The organism is Clostridium isatidis (genome assembly GCF_002285495.1).
Lineage (GTDB): Bacteria > Bacillota > Clostridia > Clostridiales > Clostridiaceae > Clostridium > Clostridium isatidis.
Genome location: NZ_CP016786.1, coordinates 2,019,406 through 2,036,991, shown reverse-complemented (window position 1 = coordinate 2,036,991; position 17,586 = coordinate 2,019,406). Strand labels below are relative to the sequence as shown.

At 28.1% G+C, this 17,586-nt stretch carries 14 protein-coding genes and 1 other annotated feature; of the genes, 9 read left to right on the top strand and 5 right to left on the bottom strand.

The genetic code is table 11. From position 1 onward, the window contains the following. The first annotated feature begins 54 nt into the window (after nucleotides 1–54). Nucleotides 55–1,893, top strand: coding sequence for an asparagine synthase (glutamine-hydrolyzing) (gene asnB / locus BEN51_RS09660; protein ID WP_119865860.1), 1,839 nt, complete (start codon nucleotides 55–57; stop codon nucleotides 1,891–1,893). 81 nt (nucleotides 1,894–1,974) lie between these two features. Here the strand turns inward: asnB and alr are convergent, their stop codons facing one another. Then, the gene (gene alr, locus BEN51_RS09655) at nucleotides 1,975–3,132 is read right to left on the bottom strand and encodes an alanine racemase (protein ID WP_119865859.1); all 1,158 of its coding nucleotides are present in this window, start codon (nucleotides 3,130–3,132) and stop codon (nucleotides 1,975–1,977) included. 180 nt (nucleotides 3,133–3,312) lie between these two features. On the opposite strand from alr, the gene pdxR reads away from it, so the two are divergent. Next, nucleotides 3,313–4,707 carry a MocR-like pyridoxine biosynthesis transcription factor PdxR gene (gene pdxR / locus BEN51_RS09650; protein WP_119865858.1) on the top strand — a complete coding sequence of 465 codons (1,395 nt, stop codon included), beginning with the start codon at nucleotides 3,313–3,315 and terminating at the stop codon, nucleotides 4,705–4,707. Between the two features lie 117 nt (nucleotides 4,708–4,824). After that, nucleotides 4,825–6,009: a pentapeptide repeat-containing protein gene (locus BEN51_RS09645; RefSeq protein WP_119865857.1), complete on the top strand. Its 1,185-nt coding sequence runs from the start codon at nucleotides 4,825–4,827 to the stop codon at nucleotides 6,007–6,009. A 209-nt stretch (nucleotides 6,010–6,218) separates the two neighbouring features. Here BEN51_RS09645 and BEN51_RS09640 read toward each other — a convergent pair whose 3' ends face one another. Further along, nucleotides 6,219–7,385, bottom strand: coding sequence for a glycoside hydrolase family 3 protein (locus BEN51_RS09640; protein ID WP_119865856.1), 1,167 nt, complete (start codon nucleotides 7,383–7,385; stop codon nucleotides 6,219–6,221). 167 nt (nucleotides 7,386–7,552) lie between these two features. Next, nucleotides 7,553–7,780: a binding site (T-box leader), on the top strand. 48 nt (nucleotides 7,781–7,828) lie between these two features. On the opposite strand from BEN51_RS09640, the gene gltX reads away from it, so the two are divergent. Then, nucleotides 7,829–9,490 (top strand): glutamate--tRNA ligase, encoded by a 1,662-nt coding sequence (gltX, locus tag BEN51_RS09635; RefSeq protein ID WP_119866609.1) that lies wholly within the window; start codon nucleotides 7,829–7,831, stop codon nucleotides 9,488–9,490. A gap of 103 nt (nucleotides 9,491–9,593) precedes the next feature. Here the strand turns inward: gltX and BEN51_RS09630 are convergent, their stop codons facing one another. Next, complete coding sequence (locus BEN51_RS09630; protein WP_119865855.1) at nucleotides 9,594–9,851, bottom strand: PepSY domain-containing protein; 258 nt, start codon at nucleotides 9,849–9,851, stop codon at nucleotides 9,594–9,596. Between the two features lie 178 nt (nucleotides 9,852–10,029). On the opposite strand from BEN51_RS09630, the gene BEN51_RS09625 reads away from it, so the two are divergent. From BEN51_RS09625 to BEN51_RS09610, 4 genes are all read left to right on the top strand, one after another. Continuing rightward, nucleotides 10,030–10,356, top strand: a complete 327-nt coding sequence (locus tag BEN51_RS09625; RefSeq protein ID WP_119865854.1) for a PadR family transcriptional regulator — start codon at nucleotides 10,030–10,032, stop codon at nucleotides 10,354–10,356. After that, complete coding sequence (locus BEN51_RS09620) at nucleotides 10,343–11,500, top strand: DUF2812 domain-containing protein (protein ID WP_119865853.1); 1,158 nt, start codon at nucleotides 10,343–10,345, stop codon at nucleotides 11,498–11,500. Before BEN51_RS09625 ends, BEN51_RS09620 begins: the two co-directional genes overlap by 14 nt. Before the next feature lie 142 nt (nucleotides 11,501–11,642). After that, nucleotides 11,643–12,857, top strand: a complete 1,215-nt coding sequence (locus tag BEN51_RS09615) for an NAD(P)/FAD-dependent oxidoreductase (protein ID WP_119865852.1) — start codon at nucleotides 11,643–11,645, stop codon at nucleotides 12,855–12,857. 210 nt (nucleotides 12,858–13,067) lie between these two features. Further along, a complete protein-coding gene (locus BEN51_RS09610; protein ID WP_119865851.1) occupies nucleotides 13,068–13,250 on the top strand; it encodes a MarR family transcriptional regulator in 183 nt (60 codons plus the stop codon). Nucleotides 13,251–13,320: 70 nt separating this feature from the next. Here the strand turns inward: BEN51_RS09610 and BEN51_RS09605 are convergent, their stop codons facing one another. Further along, entirely contained in the window at nucleotides 13,321–14,061 is a 741-nt protein-coding gene (locus tag BEN51_RS09605) for a DeoR/GlpR family DNA-binding transcription regulator (RefSeq protein WP_119865850.1), read from the bottom strand. Between the two features lie 8 nt (nucleotides 14,062–14,069). Beyond that, a complete protein-coding gene (locus BEN51_RS09600; protein ID WP_236906200.1) occupies nucleotides 14,070–14,963 on the bottom strand; it encodes a glycyl-radical enzyme activating protein in 894 nt (297 codons plus the stop codon). 210 nt (nucleotides 14,964–15,173) lie between these two features. Here BEN51_RS09600 and BEN51_RS09595 point away from each other — a divergent pair, with 210 nt between their 5' ends. Continuing rightward, on the top strand, nucleotides 15,174–17,582 hold the full coding sequence (locus tag BEN51_RS09595; RefSeq protein WP_119865848.1) for a glycyl radical protein: 2,409 nt from the start codon (nucleotides 15,174–15,176) through the stop codon (nucleotides 17,580–17,582). The last annotated feature ends 4 nt before the right edge of the window (nucleotides 17,583–17,586 follow it).

Genomic DNA, 17,586 nt, shown 5'->3' with positions numbered 1-17,586 from the left:
AATTGCCTAACATATAACTGTATATAATAAGCAAAAAGAAAGAAGGATAAAAGTATGTGTGGAATAACAGGATTTATAAATTTTAAGAAAAATATTAGCAATGAAGATAATATTCTTAATGGAATGATGGATACATTGAAATCTAGAGGCCCAAATGAAGAGGGAATGTATATTTCAAATAATATTATGTTTGGCCATAGAAGACTGATTGTTGTAGATCCTGATGGCGGTAAACAGCCTATGATAAAAATTCTTAATGGTAAAAAATATGTCCTTGTTTATAATGGTGAGTTATATAATACAGAAGACTTAAGAAAAGAATTGTTAGACTATGGATTTTCTTTTGAAGGATATTCAGATACAGAAGTACTACTAATGTCTTATATAAGATGGGGAATAGATGCTATAAGAAAGTTTAATGGAATATTTGCTTTTGCAATATACGATGAAAAAGAAAAAAGAGTAGTTTTAGCAAGAGATGCCATGGGGGTTAAGCCTTTATTTTATTCAAATGTAAATAAAACCTTTATATTTGCCTCTGAAATCAAAGCTTTATTTAAGCATCCTTATATTGAGCCAATTGTTGATAAGGATGGATTAGCAGAATTATTCGCATTGGGACCAGCAGTATTACCTGGAAGATCTGTATATAAAAATATAGAAGAAGTTAAACCGGGGGAATACGTTATTGTATCTGAAGATGGTATAAGTAAAGATATGTATTGGGAACTTGTAGCAGAAGAATTTAAAGATACAGAAATAGAGGCAGTAGAAAAGATTAGACATCTTGTTTTTGATGCGGTTAAAAGACAAACCGTGTCTGATGTACCTTTATGTAGTTTTTTATCAGGAGGATTAGATTCCTCAGCTATAGCAGCAATTGTTGCTAAAGATTATAAAGAAAAGGGGAAGATATTAACAACTTATTCAATAGAATATGAAGATAATGAAAAATATTTTAAATCATCCTTATTTCAACCGACTTCTGATAGAGATTATGCAAGGTTAATGGCTAAATATATAGGAAGTGACCATAGGGAAGTTATACTAAATCATGGAGAGTTAGTTAATTCTTTAAAGGAAGCAGTAATAGGAAGGGATCTTCCTGGAATGGCAGATATAGATTCTTCTTTGTATCTTTTCTGCGAAGAAGTTAAGAAGGATTTTGTTGTAGCCTTATCTGGAGAATGTGCAGATGAAATATTTGGCGGATATCCTTGGTTTACTAATAAGGATATGATAAATGCTGATATTTTTCCATGGTCTAGGAATATAAAAGAAAGAAAGGAAATATTAAATGATAGCTTAAAGAATTTAAAAATAGAAGAATTAGCAAAGGCAGCTTATGATGACACTATTAAGGAAGTTCCTAAGCTTTTGGGCGAAAGTAAGGAAGATGCAAGAATGAGGGAACTTTTTTACTTGAATTTAAGATGGTTTATGGTTAATCTTTTAAATAGAAAAGATAGAATGAGTATGGCAAATAGTTTGGAAGTTAGGGTACCTTTTGCTGATTATAAGATAGTAGAGTATGCATTTAATATTCCTAATAATATTAAACTATTAAACGGAAGAGAAAAAGGATTATTAAGAAAAGCATTGGAAGGAATATTGCCTAATGAAATAATATATAGAAAAAAGAGTCCATATCCAAAGACTTATAATCCAGTATATACTGAAATTGTATGCAAAACAATGAATGAAATTTTAGCTGATAAAAATTCACCAATATTAAATATAATTAATAAGAAAAAAGTACAAGAAATAGTAGATACAAGAGGAAAAGCATATAAGAAACCATGGTTTGGTCAGCTTATGACTGGTCCGCAAATGATAGCATATTTAATACAAATTAATTATTGGTTAGAAATTTATAATGTTAAAATAGTTTAGCTTTTAAAATAGTTAATATGAAATAAAGGTCTATGTAAATTAAAACTCACATAGACCTTTAATTTTATAAATTTATATAATCTACATTTGATATTTTATGTCCACGGTATTTGAATTTTTTAAGTAAATTCTTGGAGCTCTCCTTCCAATTAAGCAAAGAATTTCATAGCTAATTGTATTAAGAAGTTTTGCCATGTCATCGGCATCAAACTTTATATCTCCAGCTGCTCCTAATAGTATTACTTCATCTTCTAGTTTTATATCATCTATATCAGTTACATCTACCATAAATTGATCCATGCAGATATTTCCTATTATTGGAGCAAATTTACCATTAATTATTACCTTTCCTTTATTTGAAAGTCCTCTAGAATAACCATCAGCATAGCCTACAGGAATTGTAGCAATCTTAGTTTTTTTAGAAGTTTTATAGCTTTTGTTATATCCTATATATTGATTTTCTTCAACTTCTTTAATATATATAACTTTAGTTTTCCAAGTTAAAACTGGTCTTATTTCAAAATTATCTTTTCTAACTTCATTAGAAGGATAATATCCATATAAAATTATTCCAGGTCTAATATAGTTAAAGTGAGTCTCTTCTAAATCAATTATTGCAGCACTATTAGATAAATTTTTCTTTGGAAGCTTAATGTTTCTTGCTTCTAAATCATTTAAAATTTTATTATAAATATTCATTTGTTCATAAGAGTAGCTTTTATCTTTTGCATCAGCTGTAGAAAAGTGACTAAATATACTTTCGACTTTTATATTGCTAAGAAGAAAGATTTTTTCTATCTCTTCAATAGATTCATCTTTATTCCTAAAGCCAATTCTTCCCATACCTGAATCTATAGCAATATGAATATTAATAGTTTTATTTAACTTCTTTGCTTCATCATTAAGCGCATAAGCAAATTCATAAGATGAAACTGTTGGTTCAAGATTATATTTTAATATGGAAGGGATTGAAATATTTGTACTTAAGCCAAGTAACATAATATTGGTATTAATTCCATTTTCTCTAAGTTCTATCCCTTCCACTACATTAGCAACAGCTAATTTTTTAATTCCGTTATTAATTAAAATTTTGGATATTTCTATAGCTCCATGCCCATAAGCATTTGCTTTAACAACGCCAATTATCTCACTATTTTTAGCTTTCATTTTAATTTGATTTATATTAAATATTAAATTATCTATATTAATTTCTGCCCACATTGGGTTTAGTAAATCCATAAGAGCCTCCCTATTGCTTATTACAAATATTATTGATAATATTATATATAAAAACTGGTTCTTTGATAAGTATCAGTTTGTTCAAAAGTAATAGTATCAGATTGTAAAAGTTAAATCTAGAATGATTAATGTAGGCAAAATTTAAAAGATTGATCCCTAATATTTTAGGAGGCTGATAAAGTGGAGATAGTAAATATAAATTTAGATACTAATAGCAGTATTCCTTTATATATACAGATTTATGAATTTTTTAAAGCTGAAATACAGAAGGGAAATTTGAAAGCTAATACAAAGCTTACTTCTAAAAGAAAATTATCAGTAGCTTTAGGTATAAGTCAAAATACTGTAGAAGCAGCTTATGCTCAGCTTATTGCAGAAGGTTATATAACTGCAATAGAGAAGAGGGGATATTATGTTTCTGAGCTTAGTGGCATTATAAGTATTCCTGAAAAAAAGGCAGAAACTAAAGGGAAAATTAATAATAAAAATAAATATAAGTATGAATTATTATCCAGTAGAATAGATTTGGAAAGCTTTCCTTATAATCTTTGGAAGAAGATAAATAAAGAGATATTAAATGAAGCTAACATGAATATTTTTCAAATTGGTCATTCCCAGGGAGATTATAATTTAAGAGAAGTAATTAGTGATTATATTAGATATTCAAGAGGGGTAAAGGCAGAAGCAGATAGAATAGTTATAGGAGCTGGAACAGAGTATTTAATTCAAGTGTTATTAAATTTAATTGGTAAAGATAAATCTTATGGAATGGAAGAACCAGGATACTATAAAATTAGGAGAATATTAAAAAATAATAATATAGATGTGAAGGGAATAAGAGTAGATAAGCAGGGAATAAGTATAGAAGAACTTTATAAAAGTAATTGTGATGTTATTCATATCACTCCATCTCATCAGTTTCCAACAGGAGTAATAATGCCAATAAAAAGAAGAATGGAATTATTAAGTTGGGCAAGAGAAAGTAAAAATAGATATATTATAGAAGATGATTATGATAGTGAATTTAGATTCGAGGGAAGACCAATTCCTTCACTGCAAAGCTTAGATAATGATGAAAAAGTAATATATTTAGGAACATTTTCTAAAGCCTTTGCACCATCAATAAGAGTAGCGTATATGGTCCTTCCCAAATCTTTATTAAAAATATATAAAGAAAATTTTAGTTTTTATGCCTGCACAGTTTCAAGGGTTATTCAACAAGCCTTATATAAGTTTATTTCAGAAGGGCATTTTGAAAGGCATTTAAATAAAATGAGGAACATTTATAAGAAAAAAAGAGAAGTTTTAGTTTCGCAAATTAAGAAGAATTTAAATAATACAGAAATAATAGGAACTAATGCTGGTCTTCATTTATTATTAAAAGTAAACAATGGAATGAGTGAGGAAGAACTAATAAAAAAGGCAGCAGAAAATAAAATAAGAGTTTTAGGTTTATCTAATTCTTATATAAATTATGATAATAAAGAGAGCATTGTATTTATGGGATATGGTGCTTTAACTTTAAAGGAAATTGAGGAAACAATAAATTTACTAAAAAAATCTTGGAATTTATAGCTAATAAACTCAAAGAAATAATTTAATGTTGATAATAAAAATAAATCTTAGAAGTTTAATAAAGTCATTATTAGAGATAATAATAAATAATAAATTATTAATAAGGAGTACTTTTTAATGGCTTATATAAACTTTAAAGAAGAAATTTATAAAGCAGAAATTCAATTAGATAAAAGAATGCAAAATAATACAAAATTATTTAATTATATAAAAGAAAGAAAAAATCTTAGTAGTAAGTATAATCCGGATGAAGTGTATAGTTATAAAGAATTTAACAGTAAGATATTTGGAGGAGGACATTCTAGATTAGAAGAAGAATTTATAGAAATTATAGATTTAGATATAGTTTGCACTAAATTTATCAATTGTAAATTTTCAAATATAAAGTTTAAAAATTGTAGGTTTATAGGATGTTACTTTATAGAATGTAGTTTCTTTGGAGCTGGAGTTACTTTTGAGGGATGTTCTTTTGTTAAAGAAGAAAGTAGTACTCCACCAAATCTTAATAAGGAAGATAATTTATCTTGCAACTTTACTTTATGTGAAATATATTCAAAATTCTATAGTTGTAATTTAAGTTATGTTATTTTCGATTCTTGTAATATAAATAATACAAATTTTGAGTTATCTTATATGAGAAGTATGATAATTATCAATACAGACTTAAAAATGATAAAAATTAAGGATACTGATTTGTCAGGAATAAAAATAGTAAATACATATATAGAGGATTTTGAATTTGATGATAAGGATAAAAGTAAATTAGATGAAAAGGCCTTTATAGATAAAATAAAGTTAAGATATAAAACAAGAGATGAATATGAAGGAATATATCAAGTATATGAAAATATAGCTGATAAGTTTAAAGAAAATAATTTAGGAAATAACTTTGGAGAATATTATTTTCTATGTAGAAAAACACAGAGAAAGGCATTAAAACCAATACCAAGGTTAATTTCTCTTTTTGGTTATTTAACCTGCGGTTATGGGGAACGACCATCTTATACATTAATTTTTTCATTTGTGATGATATTAATATTTTCAATTTTATATTTAATATTTGGAATAATTGTTGATGAAAAATTAATAAGATACACAAGCCTTCAAGGGATTGAATTTAGGCAATTTTTAAAAGATTTCAATGAGAGTCTAAATTTAAGCGTTGGGGCCTTTGCTTCCGTTGGAGTAAATGAAGCTACACCAGCTCCCATGTCATACTTTATAAATAATATAGAGATGATACTAGGATTAATACTAAATGGTATTGGTATAGGATCTTTAGTTAAGAAAATAGTAAGATGAAAATAATTTACAATGTATAATATTATTTTTAATTCCGCTTATAGTTTGATTTTTTTGCCACTAAGCATAAAAAGCTAAATAATGATATCATGAATAAATTGATAGTCTGTGAAAGAAATTTTAATAGTCATTATAGATTTATTTCAAATATCATTATTTAGCTTCTAAAATTAACTTAATCTAATAAAACATAGCCGAAATTTTTAATATTATAAGATACCTAGTTCAAGCTTCCAGATAAGAATTCTTATAACTGCTTCATCAATTCTCTCTTCTGATATCTCTCCAGCTTTTACAGCTTCTAGTACTGATGGAATTTGGACTTCAAAGTTAGAGGCTATTATCAAATCATTTCCAGCTTTTACTGCTAATACTGCAGAAGAGGAGTCACCAATATATTCTTTTATCGCGTCCATTTTAAGATCATCAGTCATAACAACCCCATCAAAGTTTAGTTCTTTTCTTATTATTTTATTGACTTTTGCTGAAAGGGATGCGGGCAAGGTTTCATCCATAGATTTTACTATGTTATGTGAAACTAAAATACTTCCAGCTCCAGCTTGAATTCCTGCTTTAAATGGAAGAAAGTCATTTTCTATAAAGTTCTGATAGCTTCTTTCATCGATAGATATACCAGTATGAGTGTCTAAATTATTACCATAGCCAGGAAAGTGTTTTAAAGTAGAACCAATATTTTGTTTCTTCATTACTTTAATTACAGTTTCTACATATTTTGAAGTTTCAGATGCATTCTTTCCAAAGCTTCTATCATAAATAAAATCATATGGATTAGTAGATATATCAGCAACAGGCGCTAAATTTAAATTAATACCTAAGTTTTTTAATAATTTAGCTTTTTCTTCAGTATCACTTTCTATTAAAGGATAGCCGCCTTCATTATATAAGTCTTGTGGAGAATAAAAAGGTACGCCTCTAAACTCCGGATACCAGCTTAATCTATTAACTGTACCACCTTCTTCATCTATTGCAATTAATAGAGGTATATCAGAAGTTTCCTGATAACTTTCTATTGTTGAAGCTAAGGACTCTTTAGTTTGATTAACAATATTAGCATCGAATAATATAAAACCGCCTATATTATATTTTTGAATATCTTCTATTGCTGTTTCTGGATTACATCTAACTAAAAATATTTGACCTACCTTTTCTTCTAAAGTCATTGTTTTTAGTAGTTTTTCAGCTTTTTCCTTATTAGTTTCTTCTTTAGGAATACTATTTTCAGGTATTGAACTATTATTAGGAGGTAAGTTAGTATTTGGTTCTTTTGAATTTATAATATTTATTATTTTGTAGGATAAAAATCCTGAAATCGACGCTAAAATAATTAAACTTATAAGAATTAATAATTTTTTCATTTTGTATCTCCTAAAATTAATATAATCATCTATTAATACTATACAAATTTTTAGAAATTTATTCCTTACATAGAATATGCAAAAATATTACAAAGGAGTAAATGAATAAATATAGCATATTTACAAATACTAATTGTATATGTATAATATTACTGAATAAAAGTAATATAAAGACTTTGAAGGAGAAGAGTACATAGTAGTTTAAATTATAGAGATCTGGGAAGGGTGGAAGCCTGGAATTTAAAGCTATGGAAAGAAGCTCTGGAGTTATAAACTGAAACAGCATTATATGCAAGTAGGTTTATGGGTTCTCCCCTTATAGAGACTTTGAGTGGATTAGTAATAATACTAATCAATTTAGGTGGTAACGCGGAATAATATCTTTCGTCCTATTATATTGGGAGGAGAGATTTTTTTATTTATAGAAAGGAATGAATGAACAAATGAGTTTAGAAAAATTAGCAGATTTAATTTTCCCAAACATTGATAAAACACCAGAATATTATATTAAAAAATATCCAAAAAGAAATTTAAAAGAAGGTGCAATAGTATCAAGATATGCGCCATCCCCAACAGGCTTCCAACATATTGGAGGAGTTTTTGCAGCTTTGATAAATGAAAGATTAGCAAGTCAAAGTGAAGGTGTTTTCTTTTTAAGAATAGAAGATACAGATCAAAAAAGGGAAGTAAAAGGTGCAATTAAAGATACAATAGAAACAATGCATAATTTTGGAATGGACTTTAATGAAGGAATGACTGGAGAAGATAGTTCAGTAGGAGAGTATGGTCCATATCGTCAAAGTCAGAGACAAGAAATTTATGAAGCTTTTGCAAAGGACCTTATAAGAAAAGGATTAGCTTATCCATCCTTTGCTACACCTGAAGAATTAGCAGCTTTAAGAGAAAGACAAATTGAAGCAAAAATAACTCCAGGATATTATGGTGAATTTGCAACAGATAGAAATTTATCTCCAGAAGAAGCAATGGAAAAAATAAAAAATGGAGAAAACTATATCATAAGATTTAAATCACCAGGCAATATAGAAAATAGGGTTGATTTTCATGACTTAATAAAGGGAGATATAAGTTTCCCAGAAAATAATCAAGATATAGTAATCATTAAGGGAGATGGTCTTCCAACATATCATTTTGCTCACGTAGTTGATGATGCATTAATGAGAACAACTCATGTAATAAGAGGAGAAGAATGGTTATCGTCATTACCAATACATGTACAATTATTTGATGTATTAGGCTTAGAAAGACCAGAGTATGCGCATATCCCAACGATAATGAAAAATGATAATGGATCTAAGAGAAAATTATCGAAGAGAAAAGATGCAGAAGCTGCAGTTTCATACTATACTGAAGTTGGATATCCTGCTCAATCAGTAATTGAATATTTACTAAACATTATAAATTCAAGTTTTGAAGAATGGAGAACAGAAAATCCAGATGCTGATTATCATGAGTTCCCAGTTTCGTTAGATAAAATGAATAAATCAGGAGCATTATTTGACATAGTTAAATTAAATGATGTAAGTAAAGATGTTATTTGTAAGTTTAAAGCAGATAAGGTATATGGTTTATATACTGCTTGGGCTAAAGAATATGATAAAGAGATGTATGAATTAGTAACTAATAATGAAGCAATGGCTAAGGCGATTTTCAATATTGATAAGGAAGGTCCAAAACCAAGAAAGGACTTTGCAAAATGGGAAGATGTTAGAGGAAAGATAGATTACTTCTTTGATGAATTATTTAACAAGGAAACAGCTGAAAATGTAGAACTTCCAAAGACATTATCTTTAGAAGCAGCAAAAGAAATCATTAAAGTTTATAAGGATGAATTTAACTTTAATTCTGGAAGCCAAGAAGCTTGGTTTGAAGAATTAAAAGAAATAGGAGCAAAGCTTGGATATTGTGCTAATAGAAAAGAATATAAAGCTAATCCAGATCAATATAAGGGAATGATTTCTGATGTAGCAGGAGCTGTAAGAGCAGCTTTATCTCATAGAAGCAATACTCCAGATCTTTATACAATTATGCAAATATTAGGAGAAGAGAAAACAAAAGCTAGATTTCAAGCATTTTTAAATTTATAAATAATTATTCAATAAATTAGCTATTAAATAAAAGGAACTTAATAACTTTTGTTGTTAAGTTCCTTTTATAAATTTACTTTCATAAAATAGATAGAAAGCAAATTTAATCATATTCTCTTTCAATTTTTAATACCTGTCCTGTATTAGCATTTATTTTGATTTCATAAAGACCACTTTCAGTAAGGACATCAATATCATAGACTAATAAGCCACCATCATATTCTAATTCTATCTTTGCAATTCTGCCAGGAACATGTTGTAAAGCAATTTGTACTGCCGTTTCAGCATCTATTCTATAGTTTCTCCAGTAATTATCCCAAAGAACTGGATAGCAGTTGGTTCTAAAGCCATAGTCTAACATAAATAATTAATCCCCTATTATTGTTTTACTATGTCATTATATGCACAATTTTGAAATAAAGTTAATTGAGAATTCTAATTATTGACAATATCGATATTCGATACTACAATTATATTGAATGGTATACGATAAGAACATTTATATTTTAAATATCGAGTATCGATATAGGAGGTGAAAAATGGCAAGAGAACAGTTTCAAAATTTAACAGAGCCAATGTATTATATTTTACTTTCTTTGTTAGAGGAGAGATGTGGAGTTGATATTATGGAAAGGGTAGAGGAAATATCTAAAGGACGAGTAAAAATAGGACCAGGAACTTTATATGCTTTACTTGGACGGTTTGAAAAGGAAAGAATGATTAAGGAAACAGAAGTTGTTGGAAGAAAAAGAAGCTATATAATAACAGATAAAGGGTTAGCAATCTTAAAAGAAGAGTACGAAAGATTAATTAATTTAATAGAAGATGGTAGATTATTTTTAGTGGGAAAATATGATGAGGTTTAAAAACACTAAATATGTTATATATAATTTTTTGTCTTATGAGTATAGGCATATAGAAGATTATTTAGAAGAAATGGCATTAAAGGGATGGATATTATCTGATATAAAGGGGGATTTCTTAAAATTTAAAAGGAGTGAACCTAGAAGCTTAAAATATTCAGTTGATATATTTGATAGTATTTCTTTATTTGCTGGAAAAGATAATGAAAGGGCTTTAGAATATAGGGAATACTGCAAGAAGGCTGGTTGGGATTTTGTTTGTGAAAGAGAGAAAATACAAATTTATTTTAGTGAAGGCAGCAAAGAGAAAGTAGAAATTCATACTGATGAATTTGAAAGGTTTAATATTATTATGAAAGCATCTTTAAAACACGTTTTATTAAACTTTATAAATATAATCCTTCTTTTATTTCCTGAATATCTCTTAATCTTTAAAGGTACAGATGGACGTTTCTTAGCCAATTCTTTAAGTTTAGGTGTTCTTCTACAGCTTACTATTTTTGCTACACATGAGTTTACAGGAATAACTAACTTTTTATTATTTAGCATTAAAGGAAGAAGAAATTTATATAAAGGTGAAAAAGTATCTTATTATTTTACAGCAAGTGTGTTAATAAGAAAAGTCATATATAAAATAATGTTGGTGACCACCCTTTTAGTATTAGTGGTAATTGCTTTTGAACACGATTTTATTATGTTAGGTTTTTTTATTATCTTATTGATATTAACAGCTATATTTAACTATACAATTTCTTTAGTAAAAAATAAAAATTATAAAAATAATAAGATTACAGTTACAATTTCTTATGTATTATTGCCTTTGGTATGCTTTATTTTTTCAGCTGTAATTTTAAACAATATAATTTTCAGCAAGCTTTTAGAAGAGAATGATAACCACGAATATAGTGGAATAGAAAATGAACAAATATTAACCCTTGAAGATTTTGGGGATAAAAATTTAGGAGGAAATTTATTTGTAGATAGTAGAAAATCTCCTATAGCCTCAAATATGTATTACAGTAATGAAGGAGAAAAGCTTCGTTTAAGCTATAACCTCTTTGAAAGTAAATATGAATGGCCAGTAAAATATAATTTTATTTACGAAGTCTTACTTTTTAAAGTAGGACTTTTTTATTGGAATAAATGATAACAATTATCAATCTTTGATTTGAATCACATAAAGATTAATAGGGGACAGCTATAATAAGTTTAAAGTTAATTTATTAGGTCATACTACAATATGACTATTCATAGATAATCTTAACTATATAATAATGGTGGTGAGTGTATTGAATAAAAATATAGTAATTATTGGTGGAGGTATTGCAGCTCTAAGTGCAATAAAAGCTATTAGAGAAATTGATAAGGAAATAAACATATATGTATTTCAAGATGAAAAATATTATCCTTACTATAGAATAAAATTAACAAAAGGTCTTTTTGATAATATTGAAGAAAGTAAATTTCTACTCCAAAAAAAGGAATGGTATGAATTAAATAAGGTTAATTTATATTTAGATAAAGAAGTTATTGCTATTGATATAGTAAATAATGAAGTAAAAATAAATGATGGAAGCAGTTTAAAATATGATAAATTACTAATAGCTACTGGAGCAAGTAATTTTATTCCTCCAATTAAGGGGATAAATAAAAAGAATGTATTTACTATAAGAAAGTTTGAAGATATTGAAGATATTAAAGCAAATGCTAAAGATAAACAAACAGTATTAAATATTGGTGGTGGAGTTCAAGGTTTAGAAGCTGCATGGGCTTTTAGTAAGGAAGGAAAAGATGTTACTGTAGTTGAAGCTTTAGAAAGATTAATGCCTCGTCAGTTAGACAAAAGAGCATCTGATATTTTAAAAAATAAAATAGAAAAGTGTAATATAAGAATTCTCTTAAATGCACAAGTAGAAAGAATTAGTGGAGAAAGCTCTGTTGATGGTGTTATTTTAAAGGATGGAAATAAGATTAATTGTGATATGATTCTTTATTCTGTAGGAATAAGATCCAATATTAAATTATTAGAAAATACAGATGTAAAGATTAAACGTGGCGTATTGGTGAATAACAAAATGCAAACCAATATCGAAAATATTTATGCAGCTGGTGATGTAGCAGAACTAGAAGGGCAAATTGGAGGACTTTGGACAGTAGCTTCTGAAGAAGGTAAGATTGCTGGCTATAATATGGCAGAAAAAGATAAGGAGTATTGTATTATTCCGCCTGTTACTATGATGAACGCTTTTAATATTTCAATATTTTCAGTAGGAAATATTGACGAAGAAAATTGTGAAGAAACAATTATTGAAGATAATAAGGAAGAAGAATTATATAAGAGATTATTTATAAAGGATAAAATTATTGTAGGAGCAATTTTAGTGGGAGATACAAAGGAAGCTATGCTTTTGAAAAAGGCTGTTGAAAAGAAAGTTCTATTATCTGATCTTGATTTAAATAAAATAAATTACGAAGATATAATATTAAAATTGAAAAGTAAATAATTTGATTATATATTCTTTGGAAAACTATAGCTCTTATAGGATTTTCAAGAGCTTTAAAATTAACTTATCAAGGAAAAATAATAATTGATAAATATCGATTATTTATTAATTATTATAAGAAAGTAATAAAAATTTCTGATTTATACTTGAAATTTATATATTTTATTATGTAAAATAATAGTAAGAATATTTATGAAGGAGATGAAAAGTATGGAAAATTATGATGTAGTTTTAGATTACTTTGTTAAAAATGATAAACCATTAAATGCTACTGCAGTTTCAGAGGGAACAGGCATTGACAAAAAAGAAGTATCAAAAATTATGGATAAATTAAAGAAAGAAGAAAAAATCTATTCTCCTAAGAGATGTTATTGGCAAATAAAGAGGGATTAATTAACAATTAATTATATAATAAGATAAAATAACATTTGCATAGTTTTGCAAATGTTATTTTTTATTTACACTATAAAATTTTAAAATTATATTTTTCTGCTAATTCTTGCAAGGAATAAGGAACATTATCTTCACATATTAAATAGTCTACATCTTCTAAGGCAAATTGCTTGAAGTTTGATCTTTTATTATATTTTGAAAGGTCTGTAAGTACATATAGATGTTTAGCTCTTTCTTTCATCATTCTCACAACTTCACAACGTTCATAATCATTGCCTGTAAGACCCATATCTTCGTCTATGCCATCGGTACCAATAAATAGTTTATCAACGAAGAATTCTTTTAAATTGTGTTTTATTAATGGACCAACATTAACTTCAGATTTTCCTTGATATTCTCCACCTAGTACTATTACTTTAGTATCTTTATAATCTTTAAGGTACCTAGGAATAAAGCAGGAGTTTGTAATTATTGTAATATCTCTATGAGCTTTTGCAATTTCTAGTGCTAGTATAGCACATGAAGATCCAGACTCAATCATTATTGTTTCATGATCATTTATAATATCTAAAGCTTTTTTAGCTGCTAGATATTTTTCTTCGTAATTAAATGTTAATCGATAATTTAAATCATCTTCATTATTGACCATGGCAAAACCATGCTCTCTTTTAAGAAGTCCTTTTCTTTCTAATTCATCTAGGTCTTTCCTTATAGTTACTTGTGATACATTACATAATTCAGATAAGTTTTTTACTTCAATTTTTTTATATTGACTTATTAAGGTTAATATTTGTAAGTGTCTTTTATTCATAATAACTCCTAAAAATAACAGTTTAGTCCTTCATCTAGAAAAACTTTTTGATAATCTTTTAAGTCTTCTGGATGAAGTTGTTTAACTAATTTTAAAGAATAGTCTCGATTTAGTAATTCATATTTCCTTTGCCCTAATTGATGAAATGGTAATAAATTAACTTCCTTAACACCAATTTTCTTAAGTAATTTTGAAAATTCTAAAGCATCTTTAAGGGAAGCGTTAAAGCCAGGTATTACTGGTATTCTGCCAATAATCATTTTACCACTATTTACTGCATAAGTCATATTTTCGATTATAATTTCATTATAAACGCCAGTTCCTTCATAATGTTTATCACTATCATAATGTTTCATATCAAATAATAATAAATCAACATCCTCTATTAAAGCTTTAAATTCATTCTGTGATGCATAACCAGTGGTTTCTATTGCTACATGTATATTATGTTTTTTACATTCTTTTATAAGTTCAATGGCTTGCTTATATTGAGATAATACTTCACCTCCTGATAAAGTTACACCACCATTAGATTCTTCATAGAAGGGAAGATCTTTTAATATTTCATTAATTATATCACTAATTTCCTTATATTCCCCTTCATTATTTAATGCATTTTGACTACATTCATCTACGCATTTTAAACATCCATCACATTTTCTTCTATCTATTATTATTTTATTATTTGAGTGAGTAATAGCTTTTTGTGGGCAAATTTGAACACACCTTAGACAGTGAACACATTTTGATTTATCCCAGGTTATTTCTATTGATGGATTTTGAGATTCAGGATTTGAGCACCATTTACATGCGAGAGGACAGCCTTTAAAGAAAACAACAGTTCTAATTCCTGGACCATCGTGTAAACTAAATTTTTGTATATTAAAGATGCAAGGTAACATTTTATCATCCTCCATATTATTGTCAAATAAATAAGATTTAAGCCATTACAAACTATTATAGATTTCCTTGAATATATTATATCATATGAAAGCACTAAAAGGAACAAAAAAAACTTATAAATGAAATATATAAAAGTTTCGTTTGAAATTAAAATTATTGACATACGAAAAGGCTCTGCTATAATAAAAGTATAATGAGGAGGGATATAAATGAGTAAATATTTTGGAAATTTAACTGAGAGAATGAATCATTTTAGGGAAGAGTTATTAGAAGCAAAACCATTTGTTTGTGCGGAGAGGGCGATTTTAACAACTGAAGCTTATAAGGAGCATGCTGATAAACCAGTTCATTTGAAAAGAGCTTATATGTTAGAAAAAATACTTAATAATATGTCAATTTTTATTGAAGATGATACTTTGATTGTTGGTAATCAAGCTTCATCTAACAGGAGTGCTCCAATTTTCCCTGAATATGCCATGGATTGGGTTATAAATGAGTTAGATGAATTTGATAAAAGAGATGGAGATGTTTTTTATATTACTGAGGAGACAAAGGAAAAATTAAGAGGTATAGCAGATTATTGGTATCATAATACAGTTAAAGATAAAGGTTTAGCATCTATGCCGCCAGCCTCCAAAGTATTTTACGATTTAGGTATTATTAAGGCAGAAGGGAATATTACTTCTGGAGATGCTCATATTGCAGCAGATTATGGAAAAGTTATGAAATTTGGATTAAAAGATTATGAAAGAAGAACAAAAGAAGCAATGGCTGCATTAGATTTAACTGATTTCAATAATATAAAGAAGTATCACTTTTACCAAGCTATATTAATTGTAATTAAGGCTGTTAGGGATTTTGCTAAAAGATATGCAGATTTAGCTTTAGAAATGGCAGAAAAAGAAATCAATGAAAAGAGAAAAGCAGAGCTTTTAGAAATTAGCCGTATAATGAATAAAGTACCTTATGAAGCAGCAGATTCTTATTATGAAGCTATTCAATCAATGTGGTTTATCCATTTAATATTACAAATTGAATCAAATGGACATTCTTTATCTTATGGCAGAATGGATCAATATCTATATCCATACTATAAGAAAGATTTAGAAGCAGGTGTAATTACAGAGGATTCAGCTTGTGAATTATTAACTAACCTTTGGTTGAAAACATTTACTATAAATAAGATAAGAAGCTGGTCTCACACTCAATTTAGTGCAGGCTCTCCTTTATATCAAAATGTTACAATAGGAGGCCAAACTCCCGATAAAAAAGATGCTGTAAATCCTTTATCCTATATTATCTTAAAGTCTGTAGCTCAAACAAGATTGCCTCAACCTAACTTAACGGTAAGATATCATAAGGGATTAGATGATAAGTTTATGAATGAGTGTATTGAAGTTGTTAAACTTGGATTTGGTATGCCTGCATTTAATTCAGATGAAATAATAATTCCTTCTTTTATTAAGAGAGGAATTAAAGAAGAAGATGCTTACAATTATAGTGCAATTGGTTGTGTTGAAGTTGCTGTTCCAGGAAAATGGGGATATAGATGTACAGGTATGAGTTTCTTAAACTTCCCAAAATCATTACTTATAGCAATGAATGACGGTGTAGATCCTAAATCAGGAATAAAGCTTGTTGATGGTGTTGGACATTTTAAGGATATGACAAACTATGAAGATTTAAAAAAAGCCTGGGATGTTATAATTAGAGATTTTACAAGGCATAGCGTAATAATAGAAAATTGTTGTGATATAGTATTAGAAGAAGAGGTACCTGATATATTATGTTCTGCATTAGTTGAGGACTGTATCGGTAGAGGTAAGGCAATTAAGGAAGGCGGGGCTATTTATGACTTTGTAAGTGGACTTCAAGTTGGAATAGCAAACTTGGCAGATTCTTTAGCTGCAATCAAAAAACTAGTATTTGAAGAAAAGAAAATTTCTCCTGCTGAATTATGGAGTGCCTTAGAAGAGGATTTTGCTGGAGAAGAAGGAAAGAAAATTCAAAATATGTTGATTTATGATGCTCCTAAATATGGTAATGATGATGATTATGTTGATTTATTGGTTAAGGAAGCTTATGAAATATATATTGATGAGGTTGTTAAATATCCCAATACAAGATATGGAAGAGGCCCAATAGGAGGTCTTAGATATGCAGGCACTTCTTCAATTTCAGCGAATGTTGGACAAGGTTTAGGAACCTTAGCAACTCCAGATGGAAGAAATGCTGGAACACCACTTGCAGAAGGATGTTCGCCATCTCATTCAATGGATACAAATGGACCAACTGCAGTATTCAAGTCAGTGGCTAAACTTCCAACAGAAGATATAACAGGAGGAGTACTATTAAATCAAAAGGTTACGCCAGCTCTTCTTTCAAAGGAAGAAAACAAACAAAAATTAATAATGCTTATTCGTACCTTCTTTAACCGTTTAAAGGGATTCCATGTACAATATAATGTTGTTGATAAGGAAACTTTATTAGATGCTCAAAAGCATCCAGAAAGACACAGAGATTTAATAGTACGAGTAGCAGGATATAGTGCATTCTTTAATGTATTATCTAAGCAAACTCAAGATGATATAATTGAGAGAACAGAACAAACACTTTAGTAAT